General features: G+C 65.6%; 28 protein-coding genes. 17 read left to right on the forward strand and 11 right to left on the reverse strand.

Features of this window, described 5'->3' with window-relative positions; all coding sequences use genetic code 11:
- The first annotated feature begins 128 nt into the window (after positions 1 to 128).
- The 3 genes from AC0L27_RS10355 to AC0L27_RS10365 all read left to right on the forward strand — a co-directional run bounded on the left by AC0L27_RS10355 (position 129) and on the right by AC0L27_RS10365 (position 1249).
- Positions 129 to 371, forward strand: coding sequence for a hypothetical protein (locus AC0L27_RS10355; protein ID WP_275172465.1), 243 nt, complete (start codon positions 129 to 131; stop codon positions 369 to 371).
- Between the two features lie 118 nt (positions 372 to 489).
- Complete coding sequence (locus tag AC0L27_RS10360; protein WP_354061587.1) at positions 490 to 876, forward strand: hypothetical protein; 387 nt, start codon at positions 490 to 492, stop codon at positions 874 to 876.
- A gap of 7 nt (positions 877 to 883) precedes the next feature.
- Positions 884 to 1249, forward strand: a complete 366-nt coding sequence (locus AC0L27_RS10365) for a hypothetical protein (protein ID WP_354208205.1) — start codon at positions 884 to 886, stop codon at positions 1247 to 1249.
- Positions 1250 to 1317: 68 nt separating this feature from the next.
- Here the strand turns inward: AC0L27_RS10365 and uvrB are convergent, their stop codons facing one another.
- The 4 genes from uvrB to AC0L27_RS10385 all read right to left on the reverse strand — a co-directional run bounded on the left by uvrB (position 1318) and on the right by AC0L27_RS10385 (position 5976).
- Positions 1318 to 4311, reverse strand: coding sequence for an excinuclease ABC subunit UvrB (gene uvrB / locus AC0L27_RS10370; protein ID WP_354208204.1), 2994 nt, complete (start codon positions 4309 to 4311; stop codon positions 1318 to 1320).
- A 106-nt stretch (positions 4312 to 4417) separates the two neighbouring features.
- Entirely contained in the window at positions 4418 to 4648 is a 231-nt protein-coding gene (locus AC0L27_RS10375; RefSeq protein ID WP_354208202.1) for a hypothetical protein, read from the reverse strand.
- Positions 4649 to 4706: 58 nt separating this feature from the next.
- The gene (locus AC0L27_RS10380) at positions 4707 to 4934 is read right to left on the reverse strand and encodes a hypothetical protein (protein ID WP_275172470.1); all 228 of its coding nucleotides are present in this window, start codon (positions 4932 to 4934) and stop codon (positions 4707 to 4709) included.
- A gap of 124 nt (positions 4935 to 5058) precedes the next feature.
- On the reverse strand, positions 5059 to 5976 hold the full coding sequence (locus AC0L27_RS10385) for a LysR substrate-binding domain-containing protein (protein WP_275172471.1): 918 nt from the start codon (positions 5974 to 5976) through the stop codon (positions 5059 to 5061).
- Between the two features lie 126 nt (positions 5977 to 6102).
- Between AC0L27_RS10385 and AC0L27_RS10390 the strand changes: the two genes are divergently transcribed.
- The 3 genes from AC0L27_RS10390 (at position 6103) to AC0L27_RS10400 (ending at position 7918) form a co-directional block, all read left to right on the forward strand.
- Complete coding sequence (locus AC0L27_RS10390; protein WP_473318864.1) at positions 6103 to 6882, forward strand: TSUP family transporter; 780 nt, start codon at positions 6103 to 6105, stop codon at positions 6880 to 6882.
- The gene (locus tag AC0L27_RS10395; RefSeq protein ID WP_354208199.1) at positions 6879 to 7109 is read left to right on the forward strand and encodes a hypothetical protein; all 231 of its coding nucleotides are present in this window, start codon (positions 6879 to 6881) and stop codon (positions 7107 to 7109) included. Before AC0L27_RS10390 ends, AC0L27_RS10395 begins: the two co-directional genes overlap by 4 nt.
- A gap of 113 nt (positions 7110 to 7222) precedes the next feature.
- Positions 7223 to 7918 carry a glutathione S-transferase family protein gene (locus tag AC0L27_RS10400; RefSeq protein ID WP_354255175.1) on the forward strand — a complete coding sequence of 232 codons (696 nt, stop codon included), beginning with the start codon at positions 7223 to 7225 and terminating at the stop codon, positions 7916 to 7918.
- A gap of 159 nt (positions 7919 to 8077) precedes the next feature.
- Here AC0L27_RS10400 and AC0L27_RS10405 read toward each other — a convergent pair whose 3' ends face one another.
- Positions 8078 to 8290 (reverse strand): cysteine-rich CWC family protein, encoded by a 213-nt coding sequence (locus AC0L27_RS10405; RefSeq protein ID WP_354208195.1) that lies wholly within the window; start codon positions 8288 to 8290, stop codon positions 8078 to 8080.
- Between the two features lie 114 nt (positions 8291 to 8404).
- On the opposite strand from AC0L27_RS10405, the gene AC0L27_RS10410 reads away from it, so the two are divergent.
- The 3 genes from AC0L27_RS10410 (at position 8405) to hmuQ (ending at position 11617) form a co-directional block, all read left to right on the forward strand.
- Positions 8405 to 9994 carry a DUF1800 domain-containing protein gene (locus tag AC0L27_RS10410; RefSeq protein WP_473318867.1) on the forward strand — a complete coding sequence of 530 codons (1590 nt, stop codon included), beginning with the start codon at positions 8405 to 8407 and terminating at the stop codon, positions 9992 to 9994.
- A gap of 2 nt (positions 9995 to 9996) precedes the next feature.
- On the forward strand, positions 9997 to 11214 hold the full coding sequence (locus AC0L27_RS10415; protein WP_354208191.1) for a DUF1501 domain-containing protein: 1218 nt from the start codon (positions 9997 to 9999) through the stop codon (positions 11212 to 11214).
- Between the two features lie 79 nt (positions 11215 to 11293).
- On the forward strand, positions 11294 to 11617 hold the full coding sequence (gene hmuQ / locus AC0L27_RS10420; protein ID WP_354208189.1) for a heme-degrading protein HmuQ: 324 nt from the start codon (positions 11294 to 11296) through the stop codon (positions 11615 to 11617).
- 19 nt (positions 11618 to 11636) lie between these two features.
- On the opposite strand, the gene AC0L27_RS10425 is transcribed toward hmuQ, so the two are convergent.
- The 6 genes from AC0L27_RS10425 to AC0L27_RS10450 all read right to left on the reverse strand — a co-directional run bounded on the left by AC0L27_RS10425 (position 11637) and on the right by AC0L27_RS10450 (position 15531).
- On the reverse strand, positions 11637 to 12578 hold the full coding sequence (locus AC0L27_RS10425; protein ID WP_354208187.1) for an aldo/keto reductase: 942 nt from the start codon (positions 12576 to 12578) through the stop codon (positions 11637 to 11639).
- Positions 12579 to 12854: 276 nt separating this feature from the next.
- Entirely contained in the window at positions 12855 to 13310 is a 456-nt protein-coding gene (locus AC0L27_RS10430; RefSeq protein WP_354061610.1) for a GNAT family N-acetyltransferase, read from the reverse strand.
- A gap of 65 nt (positions 13311 to 13375) precedes the next feature.
- Positions 13376 to 14188: a PAS-domain containing protein gene (locus AC0L27_RS10435; RefSeq protein ID WP_354208185.1), complete on the reverse strand. Its 813-nt coding sequence runs from the start codon at positions 14186 to 14188 to the stop codon at positions 13376 to 13378.
- A gap of 129 nt (positions 14189 to 14317) precedes the next feature.
- A complete protein-coding gene (locus tag AC0L27_RS10440) occupies positions 14318 to 14476 on the reverse strand; it encodes a hypothetical protein (protein WP_473318873.1) in 159 nt (52 codons plus the stop codon).
- A 73-nt stretch (positions 14477 to 14549) separates the two neighbouring features.
- On the reverse strand, positions 14550 to 14726 hold the full coding sequence (locus AC0L27_RS10445) for a hypothetical protein (protein WP_007614766.1): 177 nt from the start codon (positions 14724 to 14726) through the stop codon (positions 14550 to 14552).
- A gap of 154 nt (positions 14727 to 14880) precedes the next feature.
- On the reverse strand, positions 14881 to 15531 hold the full coding sequence (locus AC0L27_RS10450) for a glutathione S-transferase family protein (RefSeq protein WP_354208183.1): 651 nt from the start codon (positions 15529 to 15531) through the stop codon (positions 14881 to 14883).
- 638 nt (positions 15532 to 16169) lie between these two features.
- Here AC0L27_RS10450 and AC0L27_RS10455 point away from each other — a divergent pair.
- The 8 genes from AC0L27_RS10455 (at position 16170) to AC0L27_RS10490 (ending at position 24954) form a co-directional block, all read left to right on the forward strand.
- Complete coding sequence (locus tag AC0L27_RS10455) at positions 16170 to 17372, forward strand: pyridoxal phosphate-dependent aminotransferase (protein WP_275172483.1); 1203 nt, start codon at positions 16170 to 16172, stop codon at positions 17370 to 17372.
- 160 nt (positions 17373 to 17532) lie between these two features.
- On the forward strand, positions 17533 to 18003 hold the full coding sequence (locus tag AC0L27_RS10460; protein ID WP_354208180.1) for a DUF992 domain-containing protein: 471 nt from the start codon (positions 17533 to 17535) through the stop codon (positions 18001 to 18003).
- Positions 18004 to 18155: 152 nt separating this feature from the next.
- Positions 18156 to 20204 (forward strand): elongation factor G, encoded by a 2049-nt coding sequence (locus AC0L27_RS10465; RefSeq protein WP_354208178.1) that lies wholly within the window; start codon positions 18156 to 18158, stop codon positions 20202 to 20204.
- Between the two features lie 356 nt (positions 20205 to 20560).
- A complete protein-coding gene (locus tag AC0L27_RS10470; RefSeq protein ID WP_247353060.1) occupies positions 20561 to 20833 on the forward strand; it encodes a helix-turn-helix domain-containing protein in 273 nt (90 codons plus the stop codon).
- Between the two features lie 109 nt (positions 20834 to 20942).
- Positions 20943 to 22697: a SulP family inorganic anion transporter gene (locus AC0L27_RS10475; protein WP_354208176.1), complete on the forward strand. Its 1755-nt coding sequence runs from the start codon at positions 20943 to 20945 to the stop codon at positions 22695 to 22697.
- A gap of 93 nt (positions 22698 to 22790) precedes the next feature.
- Positions 22791 to 23624 carry a shikimate dehydrogenase gene (locus tag AC0L27_RS10480; protein ID WP_354208174.1) on the forward strand — a complete coding sequence of 278 codons (834 nt, stop codon included), beginning with the start codon at positions 22791 to 22793 and terminating at the stop codon, positions 23622 to 23624.
- A gap of 65 nt (positions 23625 to 23689) precedes the next feature.
- The gene (locus AC0L27_RS10485; RefSeq protein WP_354208172.1) at positions 23690 to 24316 is read left to right on the forward strand and encodes a hypothetical protein; all 627 of its coding nucleotides are present in this window, start codon (positions 23690 to 23692) and stop codon (positions 24314 to 24316) included.
- Positions 24317 to 24330: 14 nt separating this feature from the next.
- Positions 24331 to 24954: a single stranded DNA-binding domain-containing protein gene (locus tag AC0L27_RS10490; RefSeq protein ID WP_354208170.1), complete on the forward strand. Its 624-nt coding sequence runs from the start codon at positions 24331 to 24333 to the stop codon at positions 24952 to 24954.
- Positions 24955 to 24975: the final 21 nt, after the last annotated feature.

The raw sequence follows: 24975 nt of genomic DNA on the forward strand, positions 1-24975 counted from the left end.
TAAGGGTTGAGGTACCGCGCGCCTAAACGAATTCGCGCGCGGCTGGCCTGGGCGCAGGAAGCAAACGCGGAACCGGGACGAGCCCGTGCCCGTTGAGATTGCGACACCGCATCCGGAGACATCGATCGATGAAATTGCTCGCCGCCATCGCCGCCGCACTTCTCATGCTTGGCGCGACCTCCACCGCCAACGCCAAGGGCTGCCTCAAGGGCGCCGTCGTCGGCGGCGTCGCCGGCCACTATGCCGGTCATCATGGCGTCCTCGGTGCCGCCGCCGGCTGCCTCTACGGCCGCCATCATGCCAAGGAGCAGCAAGAGCAGGAGAGGCAGCGGCAACAGCAGAGCCAGGTAAACGGGCAGGGCAAGCTGTAACCCTTGGTCATTCCGGGCGCGCCCCTTGTTCCCGCAGAGGAAATGGGCGTGACGCATCTCACATCAGGCTTCCCTGATGGCGGCTAGATTCATCCGCATGTCATCAGGGAGACGTGCCATGGCCGCCATCGCCAGAGTCAGAAAGTCCAGCCTGCACAATGCGGTCGAAGGCCTCGCGCTGACCGCGACGCTGCAGAGCTTCCCGACCTTCGCCGCCGCCGCCTTCCTGCTCAAGCTGGTCGGCAATCACGACCTGGTCGGCGATCCCGGCGTCGCCATCTTCGTCGCCATCGCCTCGCTCGCCCATGCGCTGCTCGCGGTGACCTTCGGGCCGAGCTTCCCGCACCTCTTCAAGACCGTCTACGAACCAAAGTTCTTCGAGGCCCATCTGTCGCTCGCCGACAAGATCACGGCCTGGCGCACCCAGCCGGTCGCCTCGCTGCAACTGATGACCATCGTGCTGCTGCTGTCGGTGATGGCGGTAGTGACGGCGAGCGTGGGGTGATCGCATCATGTCCTTCATCACCGCGTCGAAATCCGGGCCGCTCAACTGGCTCGAAGGCTTTGCGCTCACCACAATCCTTCAGGGCTTCCCGATCTTCGCCGCGGCGTCGCTGATGGTGAAGCTGCTGGGACATGACCGCGGTGGCAATCATGTCCTCACCATCGCGATGGCGTCGATCTTCTACAGCTGTCTCGCCATCTGGGCGGGATCGACATTCCCGAGATTCGCAAAGAACGCCTACGAACCGCTGTTCTTCGACGCCAGCCTGTCCTTCTCCGACAAGATCGCCTGCTGGCGCGGCAAGCCGGCGACCTCGATGCAGCTGGTGACCTCAGTGCTGCTGCTGTCGCTGCTGGCGGCAAGCGTGGGGTGAGTTCGCGTTCTGATCCTTCTCGGACGCCGCCACTAATAACCATGGGCGGCGCCGGCGCTCTGCGCCCTCTACCTCTTCTTCCACCCACCTCTATGCCCCGGCGCCCCTCCGCTCGACCGCGGCGCCGGCCCGAACTCCGGACCTGACTGCCGCGAGTCCGTCGGCTGGATGATGCGGCTCTCGCCGCCGAACGGCTTTGTGGGCAGCGCGCGGTCCGCGCGATAGGGCAGGGATTCCGGGCCGTGCATCTCGTCGAGATGCGGCTTGTGCACCTTCGAGCCGCTGCCGCCGCCGCTCGCCTTCAGCGCGGAGCTCACGGTCTTTTTCTTCATGGCGCTGACCGGCAAATTCGCCGCATCGCCGTATTTCTTCGCGCCCGCATAGGCGCCGGCTTTGCCCTGCACGGTGCGCTGCTTGACGGTGGGATCGTCGACCACCGCGAGTTCGGTGGCGCGCAGGCGCTTGACCTCGTCGCGCAGGCGCGCGGCTTCCTCGAAGTTCAGATCGGCGGCGGCCTCGCGCATCCTCGTCTCGAGATCGCCGAGCACGGCTTCGAAATTGTGGCCGATCGAGATGACGTCGTCGGTCATGTCGTGGCCGCCGATCTCGACCAGCACATGATCGCGCTCGTAGACGCTGTTCATGATGTCGCCGATCGACTTCTTGATGCTCTCCGGCGTGATGCCGTGCGCCGTGTTGTACTCGACCTGCTTCTCGCGGCGCCGGTCGGTTTCGGCGATGGCGCGCTCCATCGATCCCGTCATCTGGTCGGCATAGAGGATCACCTTGCCGTCGACGTTGCGCGCCGCGCGGCCGATGGTCTGGATCAGCGAGGTCTCGCTGCGCAAGAAGCCTTCCTTGTCGGCATCGAGGATCGCGACCAGCGCGCATTCGGGAATGTCGAGGCCTTCGCGCAGCAAATTGATGCCGACTAGCGCGTCGAACGCGCCGAGGCGCAGATCGCGGATGATCTCGATGCGTTCGATGGTGTCGATATCGCTGTGCATGTAGCGGACGCGAATGCCCTGTTCGTGCAAATATTCGGTGAGGTCCTCCGCCATGCGCTTGGTCAGCACCGTGATCAGCGAGCGATAGCCGGCCTGGGCGGTGGCGCGGACTTCGCCGACGAGATCGTCGACCTGGGTGCGGGCCGGGCGAATGTTCACGGGAGGGTCAATAAGTCCGGTCGGTCGGATCACCTGCTCGACGAACACGCCGCCGCTCTCGTTGATCTCCCAGGCGCTGGGCGTCGCCGAGACTGCGACCGTCTGCGGTCGCATCATGTCCCATTCCTCGAAGCGCAGCGGGCGGTTGTCCATGCAGGAGGGCAGGCGGAAACCATATTCGGCGAGCGTCGCCTTGCGGCGGAAGTCGCCACGGAACATGCCGCCGATCTGGGGAACGGTGACGTGGCTTTCGTCGGCGAACACCAGCGCGTTGTCGGGCACGTATTCGAACAGCGTCGGCGGCGGCTCGCCGGGCAGGCGCCCCGTGAGATAGCGCGAATAGTTTTCGATGCCGGCGCAGCTTCCGGTCGCCTCCATCATCTCGAGGTCGAAGGTGGTGCGTTGCTCCAGCCGCTGCGCTTCCAGCAAGCGGCCCTGGTCGTGGAGCTGGTCGAGCCGCATCTTCAATTCGGCTTTGATCGACTTGATTGCCTGCACCAGCGTCGGGCGCGGCGTCACATAGTGCGAGTTGGCGTACATCTTGATGAATTCGAGCTCGTCCTGCTTGTGGCCGGTGAGCGGATCGAACTCCTCGATGGTCTCGATGGTGTCGCCGAACAGGTTCACGCGCCAGGCGCGGTCTTCATAGTGCGCCGGGAAGATGTCGATGACATCGCCGCGCACACGAAATGTGCCGCGGGTAAAATCGGCCTGGGTGCGCTTGTATTGCAGGGCGACGAGGTCGGCGATCAGCTGGCGCTGGTCGATGCGCTCGCCCTTCTTCAGGGCAAAGGTCATCGCGGTGTAGGTTTCGACCGAGCCGATACCGTAGATGCAGGACACCGAGGCGACGATGATGACGTCGTCGCGTTCGAGCAGCGCGCGCGTCGCCGAGTGGCGCATGCGGTCGATCTGCTCGTTGATCGAGGAGTCCTTTTCTATGTAGGTGTCGGTGCGAGGGACATACGCTTCCGGCTGGTAGTAGTCGTAATAGCTGACGAAATATTCGACCGCGTTGTCGGGGAAGAAGCTCTTGAACTCCCCATAGAGCTGGGCGGCGAGCGTCTTGTTCGGCGCCAGGATGATGGCGGGGCGCTGCGTCGCCTCGATCACCTTGGCCATGGTGTAGGTCTTGCCGGAGCCGGTGACGCCGAGCAGCACCTGCGAGCGGTCGTTGCGATTGATGCCCTCGACCAGCTCGGCGATCGCGGTCGGCTGGTCGCCGCGCGGCTCGTAGTGCGACTTGATCTCGAAGCGCACGCCGCCTTCGGACTTTTCCGGGCGCGGCGGCCGATGCGGGGTCCACACCCTGGTGGAGCCGTCGTCCTTGCGGAACTCCGGCCGGCCCTCGCGGATCAGCGATTCCAGCGCGTCCGCGGTCGCCTTGACGCCGAGCGCCTCCATCTTGCTGCGCGGCGGACGCGCCAGGGCTTCGGCATCGTCCTCTTCCGTGGGAAGTCCGAGCTGACGCGCCAGTTCCGGATCGAGCGTCGGGATCGTGGCCGCGGTTCCGTAATTGGCCTGTGGCGCCTCGTCGAAGCCCGCGTTGCGGGCCCCCGGCGGCTGCGGATTGGGCCGCAGCGGCATCGGCCTGTTATTGTCCTGCGGAAACTCCTTCGGCGTCGAAGCACGCGCGCGATGCGCGGCGGCCTCGCCCCCGGAGCGGCGGTCGCGCGAATTGTCCGGCGGCGGCTGCAGGCCGGTGCCCGATCCGAGCCCGGCATCGCCGCGATTGATCGCGGGATTGAGCAACTCGGCCAGCGCCGGCCCGATCGGCTGCACGTCCGGGCGTGACGCCTTGGAGCTTGGCGCTTTGGAATTTGGTGCCTTGGCGTTCGGAGCCTTGGTCTTGGGGGATTTGCCGGATTTTTCGGGGGATGCAGGTTTCTTCGCCATGCTCCGAATATGGGGCGAGTCCGGCTCGCAATAAAGAGCGAATGCCCTTCCTAGGTCAGCATGCTGACAGCAGGTTGGCAGCAGGCCCGGATTGCCGGATCTGCGATCAGGCCGCCGGCAGCGGGCCCTCGTCGTCCCCGGCCGCCTGGCGCGGCTCGAGGATGTCGAGATGGATGCCGCCGCAATCGGTGCAGCGCATGGCCCAATATTCGCATCCGGCACGGCCGCCGATCACGCGGAGCACCGTGAGATCGCCGTCGCATTCCGGGCAGCTCGACATCACATTGCGGGTGTAAATCCTCGGCTGCGGCGTGTCTTCGAATTCGATGACTGACATGACCGGTTTCCCCCTTTGACCCTGCGCCGTTCCCTGGTTCGCCTGCAGTCCCGCTCGCTTATTCGTCGTCGCTGTCGTCGGCCCGCCGGCGGAAGCGATCGATGTGATGCTTGGCATGGGCAATCGCGGCATCGGGATCGGGCCAGGCGAAGCCGACTTCCATGGCCGGAAACAGCACGCCGTCGATGGCAACCGGGCTGAAATCGGCACGCCGGATACGGGCGTGCCACAGCCCCTTGCCAGCTTCGAAGGATTCGATGTCAAAGCCGTCGTAGATGGTCGTCATTGCAGTCCCCAAAATGTCTTGTTCGAGCGCCTTGTTGGAGGGTCAGGGGACCACGTTTGCGCATTTTGGGATGTGAAGCCGTTCACAAGCGGCGGGCTTTTTTGACTAAAAGGCTGTTGCAGCGTCAGTTCCGCGCGGCGGTGCGGCCGGTTCGCCTCACCGGACGGGCGGCAGGTTCCGACGCCGCGCGCATGATCCAGCGGCGGAACGCGGCAAAGTCGCGCTGCTCGGTCTGGAAGCTGCGATAGAGCAGGTACCAGCGCATGCCCTTGGGCACCGAGAGGTCGAATGGCGCTACCAATCGGCCGGCGGCGAGATCGTCGTCGATATAGGGCCGGATGCCCATGGCGACGCCGAGCCCGTCGGCGGCAGCCTGGAGCGCCTGGCCGTAGAACTGGAACTCCGGCCCGCGCGCGTTGATGCGCGCGAGGTTCGCGGCCTTGAGCCAGATCGGCCAGTCCTCGGGCGAATGCGCGACGCGGATCAGGCTCGGTCCCCTGAGATCGGCCGGGCGCTTCAGCGAGGAAGCGAGGCGGGGCACGCAAACCGGTGTGAGGTCGCCGGCGAACAGCGGCTCGGCCACCAGCCCCGGCCAGTCCCCGGTCCCGAGCTGGATGCCGCAGCTCCAGTCCTCGCCGAATGGCACTGACGCGCCGCCGGTGGTGAAGCGCACCTCGATGTCGGGCTCTTCGCTGCGAAACTCCGACAGGCGCGGGATCAGCCAGCGCATCGCAAAGGTGTGGCCGATGCCGATGGTGAGCACGCGGACGCTCGAGGGCGCCGTCACCTGGGCGGTGAGGCTTGCGAGCGCGTCGAAGATCGGCGTCAGCCCGCTTTGATAGGCGCGGCCCGCCTGCGTGAGCAGCAGCTTGTTGGCCTTGCGCTCGAACAGCGCGACGCCGAGCCGTTCTTCCAGGATGTGCACCATGCGGCTGACCGCGGCCGCCGACACGCTCAGCTCGAGGCCGGCCGCGGCAAAGCTGCCGGCCCGCGCGGCGGCCTCGAATGCCTTGATGCCGTTGAGAAACAGCAAGCGCCGCAAATGACTGACCCTCAGGAAAGCTGATGCCAGGCCAAGATAACTCAGTTTGCGTAGACGGGGCAAGCGGGGCACGTTCCCCTTCGCTTCTCGCCGCGAGCGGGGGGAAGGCCAACCGGAGATTTTTACGTGACTCTCATCATGATCGCTGCCCTTGGATTGCTGATGGTCGGCACCGCATTCCTGTCGGGGCTGTTCGGCATGGCGGGAGGGCTGATCCTGATCGGCGTGCTGCTGGCCCTGATGCCGCTGCCGACCGCGATGGTGTTGCATGCGATCACGCAGATGGCCTCGAACGGTTGGCGCGCCTTTCTCTGGCGCGCGCATATCCGCTGGCGGCCGGTCGCGAACTATATGGTCGGCGCGGCTATCGCGCTCGCGGCGTGGTCGCTCACCCGCTATGTGCCGGACAAGTCTGTCGCGCTGCTGCTGCTCGGCATCACCCCGTTCATGGCGCGGCTGCTGCCCGCGAACATCAAGCCGGATCCGGACCGTCTCTGGCAGGGCACCGTCTACGGCACGATCTGCATGGGTCTCATGCTGATGACCGGCGTGTCGGGGCCGCTGCTCGACACCTTCTTCCTCGGCGGCGATTTCGGCCGGCGCGAGAAGGTGGCGACCAAGGCGATGTGCCAGCTCGTCAGCCATTTCACCAAGCTGATCTATTTCGGCGGCGTGATCGACCAGGCGGCGACGCTCGATCCCGTGCTCGCGGCCGTCGCGATCGCAGCGTCGATGCTCGGCACCACGCTGGCGCGGCGCATCCTCGAAGCCATGACCGACCAGCAATTCGTGGCCTGGTCGATGAAGCTGATCACCGCCATCGCCTGCTACTACATCGCCTATGGCAGCTGGTTGCTGGTCCGCACGCCCGTGCTGGCAGCCTTCGACAAGGGAGGTTTGCAATGAGCGAGAACGCCGATCCGCTGGTGCTGGACTTCGTCGAATGGGTCGCACGCGAGCCGCGCGCCTATGCCGAGGTGATCGCGACCTGGAAGACCTCGTGCCCGCGCCTCACCATTTGGGAAGACGCCGCCGACCGCGGCTATGTCGCACGCGAGACGATTGCCGGCCTCGGGCTGGTCATTGCGGTGACGGAGGACGGCGAGAGGCTGCTGCGCACGAACGGGCGGTAGCCCTCCACATCCGTCATTGCGAGCGCAAGCGAAGCAATCCAGAATGTTCCGCGGCGGCAGTCCTGGATGGCTTCGCTTCGCTCGCAATGACGGAATACCGGGAGACCCCTTTCATGTCGCTCAAACTGTTCGAACTCGTCGGCACCGATGCCTCGCGACCGTTCAGCCCGTTTTGCTGGCGCACGCGGATGGCGCTGGCGCACAAGGGCCTTTCGGCGGAAACGCTGCCCTGGCGCTTCACCGAGAAAAGCGCGATTGCGCCGCACGGCTCGGAGAAGGTGCCGGTGCTGCTGCATCACGACCAGCCCGTGGTCGATTCCTGGGCGATCGCGACCTATCTCGAAGACAAGTTTCCGGACCGTCCGTCGCTGTTCGGCGGCGAAGGCGGCCGCGCCATGGCGCGCATGCTAAATGCCTGGGGCGACATTGCCATCGTCGGCGGCATCTTTCCGCTGATCATCGCCGACATTCCGAAGAATCTGGCCGAGGTCGACGCCGCCTATTTCCGCCAGTCGCGCGAGGCGCGTTTCGGCAAGAGTCTGGAAGAGGTGATGTCGGGCCGCGATGCCGGCGTGGTCGCCTTCCGCAAATCGCTGGAGCCGATGCGGCAGGCCCTGAAGAAGCAGCCCTTCATCGGCGCCGCCGCACCGAACTATGCCGACTACATCGTGTTCGGTGGTTTTCAGTGGGCCCGCGTGACGAGCCCGTTCAAGCTGCTGGAAGCGGACGACCCGGTCTACGCCTGGCGCGAAAAGCTGCTGGATGCGTTCGACGGAATGGCGCGGAAATCACCGGGGCATGCGGTGTAGTTGTCGCGGCCGGCTCTCCCCGGCGTCGTCCTGGCGAAAGCCAGGACCCATACCGCGGAATCTATCGATTGCGTTCGGTAGACGTCCCGAACGACCAGTCTTCGCCAAACAACTCCCTGGGGTAATGGGTCCTGGCTTTCGCCAGGCCGACGCGGAGGATTACGCTTGTGCTCCATCCGGGCTACGCATCGCCGCCGCCTCGCGCAAGCATTCCCGGCACAAGCAATCCTCGCCTTTGACCGGCATCGGCAGACGGGCCGTTTCTTCCGCGCACCAGCAATTGCCTGAGAGGTCACAGCCGAACTCGGCGCCGCAGCGGGAGCAGGCGAGGCGGCGCGGTTCCTGCACGGAAACGTCTTGCGGATTTGTCATGATTTGCGCAAAAGCTGGGCTGTCATTTTCATGCCGGGTTCATCTCCCGCTGCGGTATATTATGCCTCGCGCACGTATCAGGAAAGCGATAGGCAGCACGCGAAGGACATATCGATGGCCCGCGATTCGCAAGCCGCGCTCGTCGCGCTCAACCGTTTCGGCTTCGGCGCCCGTGGCGGCGCATCCGGCGATCTCATCAACGCGGCCTCCGATCCTCGCGGCTTCGTGAAGGCGGAACTCGCCCGCCCCAACGCTGTGCTGCTAGAGGCGCCGGGCCTGCAATCCACGCCGCAGCTCGGGCAGTCCGTGTTCGCCTATCAGGATCAGGTCAAGCAGGCGCGCGAGGCCGCCGCCAAAGCCGGCGCGCCGACCGAAGCACTGCCGCAAGCGCCGGCCGATCAGAAGCCCGGACTGCGCCGCAATCTCTCGCTGAACGCCGTCGCAACCGAGATCGCCGGCCAGATGGCCGAGGCCAAGCCTGGTAACAACAAGCCTGCTGACAACAAGCCAGTCGACAATACGGCCAAGCCGGACGCCATGCAGCCCAACGCGGCCGCGCCGGCTGCCGCAAAACCCGCCCCGCAGCCGCTCAACGTCGTCCAAAAAACCTTTCGCGCCGAGGCGTTGGCGCGGTTGCAGCGCGCGACCCTGGTCGAGTGCGGCTTCACCGAACGCCTGGTCGTGTTCTGGTCCAACCATTTCTGCATCTCCGCCAGCAAGGGCGAGCTGGCGCGGATATGGGCCGGCGCGTTCGAACGCGAGGCGATCAGGCCGCACGTGCTCGGGCGTTTCGCCGACATGCTGAAAGCGGTGGAGCAGCATCCGGCGATGCTTTTCTTCCTCGACAACCAACAATCGCTCGGACCGGACTCGCGCGCCGGCCAGAACCGCAAACGCGGGCTGAACGAAAATCTCGCGCGCGAGATCATGGAGCTGCATACGCTCGGCGTCGGTGGCGGCTACACGCAGGACGACGTCACCTCGCTCGCGCGCATCATCACCGGCTGGACCTTTGCCGGCCGGCAGGGACAGCTGGGGGCGCCGGGCTCCTTCGTGTTCAACGTCAATGCGCACCAGCCCGGGCCGCAAATGCTGCTCGGCAAGACCTACGAGCCGACGGGCCTTGCGCAAGGCGAAGCCGCCCTCGCTGACATCGCACGCCATCCCTCGACCGCGAACTTCATCGCCACAAAGTTCGTCCGACATTTCGTCGCCGACGATCCGCCGCCGGCGCTGGTGGCGCGATTGCGCGATGTCTTCATCAAGACCGACGGCGATCTCAAGGCGCTCGCAACGGCACTGGTTGATTCCGACGAGGCGTGGCAGGCGCCGCTGACCAAGATGCGGAGTCCCTATGATTTCCTGGTCGCGAGCGGCCGGCTGCTCGCGCGCGTGCCGGAGGATCCCGGCGCCTATCTCAACAATCTCAATCTGCTGGGCCAGCCGTTGTGGTCGCCAGCCGGCCCGAATGGTTTTGCTGATACCAGCGCCGCCTGGGCTGCGCCCGAAGGCATCAAGCTCCGGCTCGACATTGCCGCGCAAATGGGCGCGCGGCTCGGGCCCAACATCGACCCGCTCGACCTGCTGGAATTTGCCGCAGCAGATGCGGCCTCGATCGAAACACGGCGCACCATCGAGCGCGGGGAGTCGCGGCAGCAGGCGCTGGCGCTGCTGTTGATGTCGCCGGAAATGCAGAGGAGATGATGATGATCGACTGCGTCGAGAACCGGCTCATCACCTCGCGCCGCGGCCTCCTGCTCGGCGGCGCGTCGTTCGCGGCCTGGGCTTATTTGCCGAAATTCGCCCGCGCGGCGGACGGTCGCGATCCCCGGCTGATCGTGGTGATCCTGCGCGGCGCGCTCGATGGTCTCTCGACCGTCGCGCCGGTCGGCGATCCCGATTATGCCGGCCTGCACGGGTCGATCGCGCTCACGGCGGACGGCGCGCATCCCGCCATCATGCTCGATGCTTTCTTTGCGCTGCATCCGTCGATGCCTGAGTTCGGACGGATGTATCGCGACAAGCATGCCGCGGTGATCCACGCGGTGGCGACGCCTTATCGCGACCGTTCGCATTTCGACGGCCAGGACGTGCTCGAAAGCGGCTATGCCGGGCCCGGTCGCGTGCAATCCGGCTGGCTCAACCGCGCGCTGGAGGCGCTGCCGCGCGGCGAGCGGGTGTCGAGTGCTCTTGCCGTCGGCCCGACCACGCCGCTGGTGCTGCGCGGCAATGCACCGACCGTCGGCTGGGCGCCGGTGGCGCTGCCGCAAGCCGATGACGACACCGCGATGCGCCTGGTCGAGCTCTACCGTCATCGCGATCCCGCGCTGGCGGCCGTGCTGTCGCAGGGCCTTCAGCTGGAGAAGGCCGCGAGCGGCGACGACATGAAGCCGAAGCCGGGCAATGCGGTCGCGCAGATGCGGCAGGTCGCGCGCGGCGCCGCAAAACTGATGGCGTCCGACGACGGCCCGCGCATCGCGGCGCTCGCGTTCGACGGCTGGGACACGCACGCCAATGAAGGCGGGCCGGTCGGTCGTCTCGCCTTCCTGCTCGGCGGGCTCGACGGCGCGCTCGCCGAATTCGAAAGCGGCCTCGGCGAACGCTGGCGCGACACCGTCGTGGTGGTCGCCACCGAATTCGGCCGCACCGCGCGCATCAACGGCACCGACGGCACCGATCACGGCACGGGAACAGTCGCGCTGCTCGCCGGCGGCGCGGTGAAGGGCGGCCGCGTCATCGCCGACTGGCCCGGCCTCAAGCCCGCCAACCTCTTCGAGGCCCGCGATCTCAAGCCCACCACCGATCTGCGCTCCGTGATCAAGGGCGTGCTGCAGGGACAGTTCGGCCTGTCGGATCGCGTGCTGGCCGAGACGGTGTTTCCGGACAGCGCGGGCGCAAGGCCGATGAAGGGGCTGGTTAGTTAACCTGCGATTCCGGGCCCGCGCCTTGCGGCGCGTCCCGGAATGACGACATGATCAGCCAAACATCAGGAGACCATCACCCATGTACATCGCCATGAACCGCTTTCGCGTCGCCAAGGGCTCCGAGGCCGCCTTCGAGCAGGTCTGGCTTTCGCGCGATACTCATTTGGACAAGGTGCAGGGCTTCGTCGAGTTTCATCTGCTGCGCGGCCCCGAGCTCGAGGACCACACGCTGTATGCCTCGCACACGGTGTGGGCGAACCATGCGGCCTTCGAGGCCTGGACCAAATCGGATGCTTTTCGTGCCGCGCATGCGCGGGCCGGCGACACCAAGCCGACCTATCTCGGCCATCCCCAGTTCGAGGGCTTTGAGGTGATCCAGACGGTCGGACACGGCGCCAAGTAGCGCGCCACGCCCCAAAAGATCAGCCCAGCGTGATCTTGTCGATCTCGGCGAGATCATCCGCTCCGAGCTTCCACGCAATCGCCTTCACGTTCTCCTCGACCTGCTCGACGCGGGTGGCGCCGGCGATCACGCTCGATACTTGCGGGCGCGCGGCGAGCCAGGAAAAGGCGAGCTCAAGCATGCTGTGCCCGCGGGCTTTCGTGAATGCCGCGAGCTTGTCGACGATGTCCTCGTTTCGCGGGGTGACGTAGCGGTCGCGTAACGCCGGTACCTTGCCGAAGCGCGTATCGCTTGGGGCGACCGCGCCGCGCTGGTACTTGCCGGTGAGGAGCCCGCTTGCGAGCGGGAAGAACGGCAGGAGGCCGAGCTTGTACTCCTGTGCGGCCGGCAGCAGGTCCTTTTCGATGTCGCGCACCAGCAGGCTGTATTCGTCCTGGCAGGAGACGAAGCGGCTGACATTCATCGCACGCGCCGTGAATTCGGCCTCCGCCAAGCGCCAGGCCGGGAAATTGGAATTGCCGATGTAGCGCACCTTGCCCTGACGGACGAGATCGTCGAGCGCGCGCAGCGTCTCCTCCATCGGCGTCAGCGGGTCGTAATCGTGCTGCTGATAGAGATCGATGTAGTCCGTCTTGAGCCGCGTCAGGCTCGCCTCGACTGCGTTCATGATGTAGCGGCGCGAAGCGCCCTGTTTGGTTCCGTCGGTCGCCATCGGCTTGGAAAACTTGGTGGCGAGCACGATGTCCTTGCGGCGGTCGCCCAGCACGGTGCCCAGCACCGTTTCCGAACCGCCCATGCCGGCATAGATGTCGGCGGTGTCGAACAGCGTGATGCCGAGATCGAGCGCGCGATGGATTACCTTGCGCGAGGTCTCCAAATCCGTGCGCTGGCCGAAATTGTTGCAGCCGAGGCCGACCGCAGACACGCGCAGGCCGGAGGCGCCGAGATTGCGAATTTCCATGGGAGATCCCTGTCGGAGATGGCAGGACCGTATTGTGACTGCGGTGCGCCGCCGCAGCAAGCGGCGCGCCGCGTTGCTGCCATGCTGACAAGGAGCTGCCGACAAGGAATTGCCGACAAAAAAATGCGGCCCCTGTCAGACGCGGCGACTGACGGGGACCGCTTTGGGGCGCTTGATCGGTGACGGGGGGCTGACCAGACGCAGCTGCAGCCTAGTCCCGCTATGTTACGCGCGGGTGACAGGCAGAGTTATCCACAGGCCTCCCGATCGCGAGGATCAGAAGATCTTGCGATAGACGATGAACCCGGAACGCTCGGCGACCTTGTCGTACAGGCGCTGCGCCGTGACGTTGGTCTCGTGCGTCTGCCAATAGACGCGCGGGGAGCCCGCGAGCTTCGCGCGCTCGTAGACGCCGTGGATCAGCGCCGAGCCGACACCCTTGCCGCGTGCCGCCTCGGTCGTGAACAGGTCCTGCAGATAGCAGGACGGCTCGATCGCGGTGGTGCTGCGGTGAAACAGATAATTTGTCATCCCGAGCAGGCGGCCGTCGCTCTCGGCGACCAATCCGTGCACCGGCTCATAGGCATCGAAAAAGCGCTGCCATGTCACACGCGTGATTTCGGGCGAGAGCGCGGTCGGTCCGGAGCGGCCGTAGAAGGCGTTGTAGCCGTCCCACAACGGCAGCCATTGTTCGTAGTCCTGCCTCGTGACGGAGCGAATGGTGAGCGACATATGAATTCCCGGGAGCGATGAGGCGTCCTTCATACGTGATGATGGACGTGCTGATCAATCGGGCATCACTCCGCGACGCGCAGATACCGGATCAGCTTGCGACCCGCGGGGTCGCGCAGCGAGCGGTAGTAGTCGGCACGGGACGGCGCATCGGTGTGGCGCACGAGGTCGGTCACCGGCGTGTAGCTCAGCATGCGCCCGCCATCGGGCAGCGTGGCACAGACGAAGCGCAACACCTCGCCATTGCGCAATGCGATGTTGATCGGCGTGGCATCGCCGATCCGCACCATCTCCATGCGCTGTGCGATGAAGGTACCAAGCTCGTCCTCGGGCAATTCGAACGCGCCGGTGTCGCGGCCATGATACATCAGCGCGATGAACGGCGGCTTGCCGTCGGCGATGTCGTCCGGCACCGCAAAATAATCGCGGAACGCCCGGTTGATGAATTCGGCGCGCGTCTCGGCATCGAGCAGCACGATGCCGATATCGACCTGGTCGAGCGCGGCCGATAGCCGCCCTGCGGTGGCGTGGCTCCGCCGCTCGGCGGCAAACGTGCCGAGCAGCCGCTGGCGCATCAGGCCGGTGATGCCTGCGGTGCCCGCGGCCGTCGCGGCCAGGAAGCCGAGCTGGATCATATCCGCCGTGGTAAGACCTGAAACGCCGTGCCGGCTGAGGAGCAGCAGTGCCGCGCCAGTGACGGCGATGGCTACGCTGGCGACGGCGGACGCGGGACCAGAGAGCGCGCCGGCGAGCGCCACGATACAGACGAGCAGCGGCGCGGGCGAGGGAGCGGGGACGAAGCGATCGAAAAACATCGTCAGCAGCAAAGTCGCTGCCGTCAGCGCCGGACCGGAGATCGCACGCCATCCCAACCGCATGGGCCTGTCTCGCTCCTCCCTGGACGAGGTAAGGCGGCAACACTGACCGAATATTGCGCCATTGCGATGCGGTTTCGCGCGGTGTGCTTAAGGTGCGCTTTGGTTCACGCGCAAAGCTTTCGGATGATTTTAGACCAAATGCGCGTGCTTGAGACGCTGTTGCAGCGCGGGCGCATTCAGCGTCGACGTCCCCTGGCCCTTGCGCGTGCCGACGAAGATCAACAGCGATGCCGCGACGAGGATGGCCGCGGTCAGGGTGATTGCAACGACTAGCACAGGTGATTTCATCGACGTCCTGTCGCGATGCCGGTCGGCGCGGGCCACGCGGCGCCTTGAAGGCGGGTCCAGGATGAAGCGGGAATCAGACCGGCAGGCCCATCGCCATGGTCGCCTTGGTCGACAGCACCGTCAGGGTGACGATCAAGCACAGCGAGAGCGCGGCCACGGCGAGCGAGGCCGCGACCGCGTTGGTCAGCCTGGAAGACGAAACGGTAGCGGGTGGGCCCTGAAAGCCTGCCGTGCCGGACGCCCGAATCATGGTCTAAATCCTTCAACGCGCGAGCGAATCACCCGCGACATCGAACAATTTCACTGTTCCAATCGGCAATATTGCGGCGGCCAATCGAGCGAAAACGGCGAGATTGCGGCAATGATGGCCCTTGTGCCCGCTATTCGCAGAGCACTGCGCGCTGTCAAGCGCCCGCGGCGATGCTGGCGGGGTCCTCGATGTTGGCCGGCCGCCAGTCCATTGCGACGAAGCCGGGGGCCGCTTCCACGCGCTTCAGCCAGTCCCGGATCGCCGGGAAGGTCGAGAGGTCGAAGTCGCAGCGGTCGGCGAGGTGGGTGTAGCCGTACAGCGCGATGTCGGCGACCGTGAGCTGGCGGGCGGCGAAATAGGCGTTGGTCTTGAGGTGATTCTCCATCACCTGGAGCGCGCCATAGCCGCGCTCCATCCAGTCTTCCAGCGAATGAGTCTGGAGGTCGCGGCCGCCCCTCACCAGCGACAGCCAGAAATAGGCCGCGCCGATGTTCGGCTCCAGCGCGTGCTGCTCGAAGAACATCCATTGCAGCGCGTCGGCGCGATCGATGCGGTTCTCCGGTGCGAGCGGCGTGCCGACGGCGACATACCAGAGGATGGCGTTGGATTCGGCGAGATAGCGATCGTCGCCGACCTCGAGAAGCGGCACCTGACCGGATGGGTTCTTGGCCAGGAAGTCCGGGGTGCGGCTCTCGCCGCGCAGAATGTCCACCTCGACCGCTTCGTAAGGCAAGTTCAGCAGCGCCAACGCAAGGCGGACCTTGTAGCTGTTGCCCGAGCGCTGCATCGAATAGAGCTTGTACATTCTGAGGATGATTCCGGAAGACGGGAGGGCGCGGCGCTTGTTGCCCCGCAACGCGGCTAAACAATGATGCCGATGCGAATCCGCCGCAAGAGCCGGCCAATAGAAAAACTCGAAAACCCTACCGCATTGCAATGCGGCGGAAGATCATTTCCGTGCGACCATCCAACTCAGTTCACGCTTGCGTCAACGCGCAAGTGCGTTGCTCGACGCGATCGTGTGCGAGAAACGGCGGCCGCGTTTTGGCACTGAAGCTTCCGCATCGTCATGGCCGGGCTTGTCCCGGCCATCTACGCGCTGCACACGGCACGAAGAACGTGGATGCCCGGGCCTTCGCCTCGCCGGAGCGGCTTCGGCGAGCCGAAGGCGGGACAGGCCCGGGCATGACGACGTTCTCGTTTCATGGCCCTCGAAGGCGCCAAAATTGCTCCGAGGACACGCCTTGTCGGATATGCGGGATTTGCCCCGCAAAGTTGCGGAATATTGCGAGAAATCGCGGCTTGATGCGCGCCAGACACGTAAACTTTTCCGAGATCGGGCCGAAGTTTCTTGCGGCGCAACGGCACTCGTTTTAGGGTGGCTCATTCCCACAATCGGAGTCGTGAAGCCAAAGGGTTCACGACGCTTGTCAGGAGATGACGATGTCCTTCCTTGCCGCTGCGCTCGACCGTGTGAAGCCGTCCGCGACCATCGCGGTCACGGATAAAGCACGTGCGCTGAAAGCGGCGGGCCGCAACGTCATCGGCTTAGGCGCCGGCGAGCCCGACTTCGACACGCCCGCCAACATCAAGCTGGCCGCGATCCACGCCATCGAAGCCGGCAAGACCAAGTACACCGCGGTCGACGGCATTCCCGAGTTGAAGGACGCCATCATCGCCAAGTTTCAGCGCGAGAACGGCGTCGTCTACAAGGCGAACCAGATCATCGTCGGCACCGGCGGCAAGCAGGTGCTCTACAACGCGCTGATGGCGACCATCAATCCGGGCGACGAGGTGATCATCCCCGCGCCGTACTGGGTCAGCTATCCCGAGATGGTGGCGCTCGCCGGCGGCGAGCCGGTGCCGGTTGTCTGCACCGCCGCGACCGGTTTCAAGCTCCAGGCCGAAGCGCTCGAGCGCGCGATCACGCCGAAGACCAAATGGGTGATCCTGTGCTCGCCGTCGAACCCGACGGGAGCCGCCTACACCAGGACCGAGCTGAAGGCGCTCACCGACGTGCTGGTCAAGCATCCCCACGTCTGGGTCATGACCGACGACATGTACGAGCATCTCGTCTATGACGACTTCCAATTCACAACGGTCGCGCAGGTCGAGCCGAAACTCTACGACCGCACGCTCACCGTGAACGGCGTGTCGAAGGCCTATTGCATGACCGGTTGGCGCATCGGCTATGCCGGCGGGCCGGCGCAGCTGATCAAGGCGATGTCGACGATCCAGTCGCAGTCGACCTCGAACCCGTCGTCGATTGCGCAATGGGCCGCCGTTGAGGCGCTGAACGGTCCGCAGGACTTCATCCCCGCCAACAACAAGGTCTTCAAGGAGCGCCGCGACCTCGTCGTCTCCATGCTCAACCAGGCCAAGGGCATCGAGTGCCCGCGTCCCGAAGGCGCCTTCTACGTCTATCCGTCCTGCGCCGGCACGATCGGCAAGACCGCGCCGTCCGGCAAGGTGATCGACAATGACGAGACATTCGTCACCGAACTGCTGGAGACCGAAGGCGTCGCCGTGGTGCAGGGTTCGGCCTTCGGCCTCGGCCCGGCATTCCGCATCTCCTACGCGACCAAGACCTCGGACCTCGAAGACGCCTGCAAGCGAATCCAGCGCTTCTGCGGCAATCTGCGCTGAGCTCGCAGACCTGATGTGACATCAAAGGGCCCGCGCAACGCGGGCCCTTTTTCTTTCAAGTCTGCGCGATCTGGCGCCACCGGAACTGTTGTGGCATAGACCATCGCGTGGCGTGTGCCGCGCCTCCATGCTCGCATCACATTCATCGCCGGAGATCTTCATGCGCCGTTCACTCCTCCTTGCCGTTGCGAGCCTCGTTGCCTCCGTCGCGGGCGCCAGCGCGCAGTCGCGGATGGTGCAGGTGGGCGTGCTCGAATGCCGCGGCGGCGCCAGCGTGGGCTTCATCGTGGGATCGGTGACCCATCTCGGCTGCGTGCTGCGCGTCGATGGTTTGCCGGACGACCGTTACGTCGCGACCATCCGCAAGGTCGGCCTCGACATTGGCATCACCCAGGAAACGGCACTCGCCTGGGGCGTGTTCGCGCCGGTGAACCGGCTCGGACCGGGCGACCTCGCCGGCACCTATGCCGGCGCGCAGGGCAGTGCCTCGGTCGGCGTCGGCCTCGGCGGCAACGTGCTGATCGGCGGCTCCAACAATTCGATCGCGCTCCAGCCGCTCAGCGTGCAGGGCCAGGTCGGCCTCAACGTCGCCGCCGGCCTCGAGAGCCTGGAACTCCGCCCGGGCCGTTAACAACTCCCGTGTGCGAATCGCGTCGCTCCGACGCGATTCCGGCAACGACGCACCGCAGCGACGTTTGATGCTTGCCAAATCTCGGGGACGGGCAGAGCATCGGCGTTTGCCGACCCAATCATGGGCCGAGCTCCACACCAAGGAGGCGGCGAATGGGACAGGACGTCAGAAGTCCCCGAGGTCCACGGTGCATCGCGCTGGTGGGCCCTTTCCAAAGCGGTAAAACCACACTTCTCGAAGCCATCCTGGCGCGAACGGGCGCAATCCCGCGCGCCGGCAGCGTCGACGCCGGAACCTCCGTCGGCGACGCCACGCCAGAGGCCCGTCATCACAAGATGACCGTCGGGCTGACTGCCGTCACCACGAGTTTCATGGGTGACAGCTACACCTTTCTCGATTGTCCCGGTTCCGTCGAATTTGCCCACGACATGCGCGCCGCGCTGCCTGCGGTCGACGCCGCAATCGTGGTCTGCGAAGCCGACGAGAAGAAGCTGCCGCAGCTTCAGATCATTCTGCGCGAGCTGGAGGAGCTGAAGATCCCGCGCTTCCTGTTCCTCAACAAGATCGACCGCGCCAACAAGCGCATCCGCGAGACGCTCGAGATGCTCCAGCCCGCCTCGCGCGTGCCGCTGGTGCTGCGCCAGATCCCGATCTGGAAGGACGAGCTGATCGAGGGCTTCGTCGATCTCGCGCTGGAGCGCGCGTTCATTTACCGCGAGCACAAGGCCTCCGAAGTGGTCGCGCTCCAAGGCGGCGATCTCGATCGCGAGAAGGAGGCCCGCTTCTCGATGCTGGAGAAGCTCGCCGATCACGACGATGCGCTGATGGAGCAGCTGCTCGAGGACATCCAGCCGCCGCGCGATGCCGTGTTCGATGATCTCGCGCGGGAATTGCGTGACGGGCTGATCTGCCCCGTGCTGCTCGGCGCCGCCGCACGCGAAAACGGCGTGCTGCGTTTGATGAAAGCGTTGCGCCACGAGGCGCCCGGTATCGCGGAGACCGCAAAGCGTCTCGGCGTTCCCGAGACCAGGGACGCCCTCGGCTTCGTTTTCAAGACGCTGCATTCGCAGCACGGCGGTAAGCTGTCGCTGACGCGGATGCTCGCCGGTCATCTCGACGACGGTGCCACCCTGCAATCCTCCTCCGGCGGGGCGAGCCGCATCTCCGGCATCCTCGCCGTCACCGGGGCCTACGATACCAAGCGTGCCGCGGCGGAAGCCGGCGACACGATAGCGCTCGCCAAGCTCGACCCGATCAAGACCGGCGACACGGTCTCGAACGGCAAGACCCAGCCAGCAGCGCTCGCCGCCGGCGAGCCCACTCCGCCGGTGCTCGCGATCTCGGTTGCGGCTACTGACCGCAAGGACGACGTCAAGCTCGGCCAGGCGCTGATGCGACTGCACGAGGAGGATCCCTCGCTCGTCTTCGTGATGAACGCCCAGACCCACGACACCGTGCTGTGGGGGCAGGGCGAGATGCACTTGCGCGTCGCGAGCGAGCGGCTGCGCGACCGTTTCGGCGTCAAGGTCGCCTCGCATCCCCCCGCGATCGGTTATCAGGAAACCATCCGCAAGCCGATCGTCCAGCGCGGCCGCCACAAGAAGCAGTCCGGCGGCCATGGCCAGTTCGGCGATGTCGTGCTCGACATCAGGCCGCTGCCGCGCGGCGATGGCTTCAAGTTCGCCGAGAAGGTGGTCGGCGGCGCGGTGCCGCGCAACTACATCGGCGCGGTGGAAGAGGGGGTCGTCGACGGGCTCGCACGCGGCCCGCTCGGTTTCCCGGTCACCGATTTGCAGGTGACGCTGACCGACGGCTCCTATCATAGCGTCGATTCCTCCGACCTCGCCTTCCGCACGGCGGCGCGGGTCGGGCTCAACGAAGGCCTGCCGCAATGCCAGTCGGTGCTGCTGGAGCCGATCCACGTGGTCGAGATCGTCTGCCCGACCGACGCCACCGCCAAGATCAACGCGATCCTGTCGGCGCGGCGCGGCCAGATCCTCGGCTTCGACACCCGCGACGGCTGGAGCGGATGGGACTGCGTCCGCGCCATGATGCCGGAAGCCGAGATTGGCGAGTTGATCGTCGAACTGCGCTCGGCCACGGCAGGCGCCGGCAGCTTCACCCGCCAGTTCGACCACATGGCCGAAGTCACGGGGCGCGCCGCCGACCAGATCATCGCAGCGCATCAGCACGCGGCGTGATCGGTCTGCCGAAGTAAGGGAAGCAACCGCTCTCCCACACCTCTCCCCGTTCTCTACGGGGAGAGGGTGGGGTGAGGGGCTGTCACCCCGGGCGTGGCGAAGGTTGGACTCAGCCATCCCCTCCACCGTCATTGCGAGGAGCGAAGCGACGAAGCAATCCAGAATTCCTGCGCGGAAAGACTGGATTGCTTCCGCCTTCGCTAAAGCTTCGGCGGACAAGTCGCTGCGCTCGCAATGACGGTGGAGGGGGTGGCTTGCACGGCGAACTTCCCCTTGCGTTCGGCCTTAGTTGATGTATTTTACATCATTGTACATGCTTCAGATGTCACTTATAAAGGCTGAAACGTGAGGCCAAGGTGATCACGTCGTTCCAGATGCGGGCAGCGCGCGCGCTGCTTGGCATTGACCAGAGAGCCTTGGCGGAGCTCGCAGGCGTTTCGCTGCCGACCATTCAGCGGATGGAGGCGAGCACCGGCAACGTCCGCGGCGTGGTCGAGACCTTGATGAAGGTGGTCGAAGCCTTTGATCGGGCCGGCGTCGAGCTGATCGGCGAACAGGCGCGCAGCGAAGGCGGCGGACGTGGCGTTCGGCTCAAGCAGCCAGGGCCGCCGCGGCGAGTGGGAGCATGATCCCGCAATGATCGTGCTCGGAAGCAGTCTTAACTAACGCACCGTCGCGCCCCGCTACGCGGCCGCACGATGCATCGAAGCGTTGTGGGCAGCGGAGCAATTTGCTGAAATGAGCATCACAGGCGAACACGCAGGCAAGCTGCACCAGCTTCGTCGGCCGACCTTTACCGAACTCTATCTGCCAAAGCTCGTCACCGTATGGCGCGAGGGCTATGGCCTATCGGATTTCCGCGCCGATGTGTTCGCGGGCCTCACGGTCGCGATCGTCGCGTTGCCGCTGTCGATGGCGATCGCGATCGCCTCGGGCGTGACGCCGGATCGCGGACTCTACACCGCTGTTGTCGGCGGCTTCATTGCGTCACTGCTCGGCGGCAGCCGGTTCCAGATCGGCGGTCCCGCCGGCGCCTTCATTGTGCTGGTTGCGGCGACCGCCGACCGTCACGGAGTCGACGGCGTGATCCTGGCCACGCTGATGGCGGGCCTGTTCCTGATCGCTGCGGGCTTCCTGCGGATCGGCACCTATATCAAGTTCATTCCGTACCCGGTGACGGTCGGCTTCACGGCCGGCATCGCCGTCATCATCTTCGCGAGCCAGCTGCGCGATCTCGGCGGGATCACGCTGGTGGCGAAGGAGCCGAGCGAATTCGTCCCGAAACTCGTCGCGCTTGCGGGGGGCCTGCACACCGTCAATCCGTCGGCCTTGGCGGTCGCGATCGTGAGCATTGCCATCATCGCCGGCCTGCGACGCTGGCGTCCGTCCTGGCCGGGCATTCTGATCGCGGTCGTGCTCGCGGCGGTCGCATGTGCCGTGCTGTCGCTGCCGGTCGAGACCGTCGGATCGCGCTTCGGCGGCATTCCGCGCGAACTGCCTTCGCCGGCCTTGCCCGCGTTCTCGCTTGCGAAGGCGACCGCCGTGCTGCCGGATGCGATCTCCTTCGCGCTGCTCGCCGCCATCGAATCGCTGCTGTCGGCGGTGGTGGCCGACGGCATGACCGGGCGCCGTCACCGCTCCAATTGCGAGCTGGTGGCGCAAGGCGCCGCCAATGTCGGCTCGGCGCTGTTCGGCGGCATCTGCGTCACGGGGCTGATCGCGCGTACCGCGACCAACATCCGCGCCGGCGCGCGGGGGCCGCTCGCGGGTATGCTGCATTCGGTCTTCCTGCTGCTGTTCATGCTGATCGCAGCGCCGCTCGCGAGCTACATCCCGCTGGCCGCGCTCGCCGCCGTGCTCGTCGTCGTGGCCTGGACTATGGCGGAGAAGCACGAATTCGCGACGCTCCTGCGCTCGTCATGGGGCGATGCCGTCGTGCTGCTCGCAACTTTCCTGCTCACCATCTTCCGCGATCTGACCGAAGGCATTTTGGTCGGCTTCGCGCTTGGCGCGGTCCTGTTCATCCATCGCATGGCGGAAATGACCGGCATCGAGGAAGGTTCGCCGATGGTGGCCGCCGATCGTCCCGACGACGAAAATGGCGAGCGCGTGCCTTACGACCCCGCGCTCGCGGTCGATCGCGACGTGCTGGTCTATCGCATCACCGGCGCGTTCTTCTTCGGCGCGGCCTCGGCGATCGGCAGCGTGCTCGACGGCATCGCCGACAAGCGCAAGGGTTTTGTGGTCGATTTCGCCGCGGTGCCGTTCCTGGATTCGACCGCGGCCAACGTGCTCGGCCGCGTCGCCGCCAAGGCCCACCGGCAGGGCATCCGGCTGTTCATCACGGGGGCATCGCCAACGGTTCGCCGCGCGCTGCTCACCCATGGCGTCACGCCGCCACGCGCGCGCTATCGCGAGACCATCGCGCGTGCGGTGGCCGACATCAAGGGCGGCGCGGCGCACCCCGCAGCTGGTGAGACAGGCACGACCTGACGTCGAGCCTCTCCCGAGACGGCCCGCGCGCTTGACAGGGCCTGCGGGACGCGAAATGGATCGCCTCCGAAACGACCCCAGGGGAGGACGACCGTGACCAAGGCTCCCGCAGCCTGTCTGATCGGATGGCCGGCCGCGCATTCGCGCTCGCCGCTGATCCATCGTTACTGGCTGCGCACGCTCGAGATCGAGGGCGGCTATGTCATCGAGGCGGTTCCACCCGATAATTTGCGCGATTTCGTGCTGCGGCTGTCGCTGCGCGGCTTCGTCGGCGCCAACGTCACCATCCCGCACAAGGAGCGCGTGCTTGAGCTCTCGACGCCCGATGCCCGCGCGCAGGCGGTGGGGGCGGCCAACACGCTGTGGTTTGCGGATGGCGAGCTGCGCTCGACCAACACCGACGTCGAGGGCTTTATCGGCAATCTCGATGCCAGCGCGCCCGGCTGGGACGCAGCCAGCGAGGCGCTGGTGCTGGGCGCCGGCGGCTCCGCGCGGGCCATCGTGTTCGGGCTGCTCGAACGCGGCATCAGCTGCGTGCATCTCGCCAACCGCACCATCGCCCGGGCCGAGATGCTTGCAAGCCAGTTCGGGCCGAAGGTGCATCCTGTTGCGTGGGAGGGGATCGACGACATCCTGCCGCGTGCAAAACTTCTCGTGAACACGACCTCGCTCGGCATGCACGGTCAGCCTTCACTCGACATTGAAGTGGCGCGCCTGCCGGATGGCGCTGTCGTCGCCGATCTCGTCTATGTCCCGCTGGTGACGCCGCTGCTGGCGGCCGCAAAGGCGCGTGGACTGAAGACCGCCGACGGGCTTGGCATGCTGCTGCATCAGGCGGTCCGCGGCTTCGAGCTGTGGTTCGGCCAGCGGCCGCAGGTCACGGCCGAGCTGCGTGCGCTGGTCGAGGCTGATCTCACAAAGACTTGAAAGAATAGCGCGTAACCTCCGGAGTTCTATGTCCGTAAGGGCGATAGGGACAATCGGAGACCATCATGTCTGTTCAACGTGCAACTTTCACACGTCCGCTCATCGCCGTCGCGATGGTGGCCGTCTCGACCCTCTCGGCACTTGCGCAAAGGGCGCCGGTGCCGACGCGCGTGCGTGGCACGATCGAAAGCGTCAATGGTGACACGATGCAGGTCAAGGCGCGCGGCGGCGAGGACGTCAAGCTGCACATCGCCTCCGACGTGAACGTGTCAGGCATTACCAGGATTTCACTTGCCGACATCAAGCCCGGCTCCTTCGTCGGCGCCACCACCGTGCCCGGACCGGACGGCGGCGCGAACGCGGTCGAGGTCCACGTGTTTCCGGAGAGCATGCGCGGCACCGGCGAGGGCTCGCGACCTTACGACCTCAAGCCCAACTCCAGCATGACCAATGCGACCGTGTCGGAGAGCGTCGTCGGCAATGACGGCCATACGCTGCTGGTCAAGTACAAGGACGGCGAGAAGAAGGTGTTCGTCGCCGACAATACGCCGGTGGTGACCTTCGTGCCCGGCGACAAATCCGATCTGAAGGCCGGCGCCAAGGTCATCGCCTTCATGAAGCAGCTGCCGGACGGCTCGTTCGAAACCAACCGCGTCAGCGTCGGCCGCGACGGCCTGACGCCGCCGATGTAATAGAGGATAACAACATGTCGAAGAGAACCTGGATATCACGCATTGGCGTGGCCGCATTCGCCGCCTGCATCGTCACGTCATCCGCCCTGGCGCAGCAGACGCCGACGGTGCGCATCCGCGGCACCATCGAGAGCGTCGACGGCAACACGCTCGGCATCAAGACCCGCGAAGGCAGCGACATGAAGGTGCGCATGACCGACAACGTCGCCGTCTTTGCGGTGGTGAAGACGTCGTTATCGGAGATCAAGGACGGTTCCTATATCGGCGTTACCGGCCTGCCGGAGCCCGACGGCACCCAGAAGGCAATCGCGGTGCACATCTTCCCTGAGAACCAGCGCGGCGCGGCCGAAGGTTTTCGTCCCTGGGACGCGCGCGCCAATTCGACCATGACCAACGCCACCGTGGCGCAGACGGTGAAGGGCACCGACGGCCAGAACATCACGGTCAAGTACAAGGACGGTGAGAAGAAAGTCGTGGTGCCCCCGGACACGCCGATCGTCACCTTCGTCGCCAGCGACAAATCCGAGCTCAAGCCCGGCGCCAAGCTGATCATTTTCGGTGCGGTGAAGAAGGACGATGGTTCGCTGGAAGCCAACCGGGTGAATGTCGGCAGGGATGGGGTGACGCCGCCGATGTGAGGTGTGCTGCTGCGGCGACAT

Source organism: Bradyrhizobium sp. Ken51 (assembly GCF_055807435.1).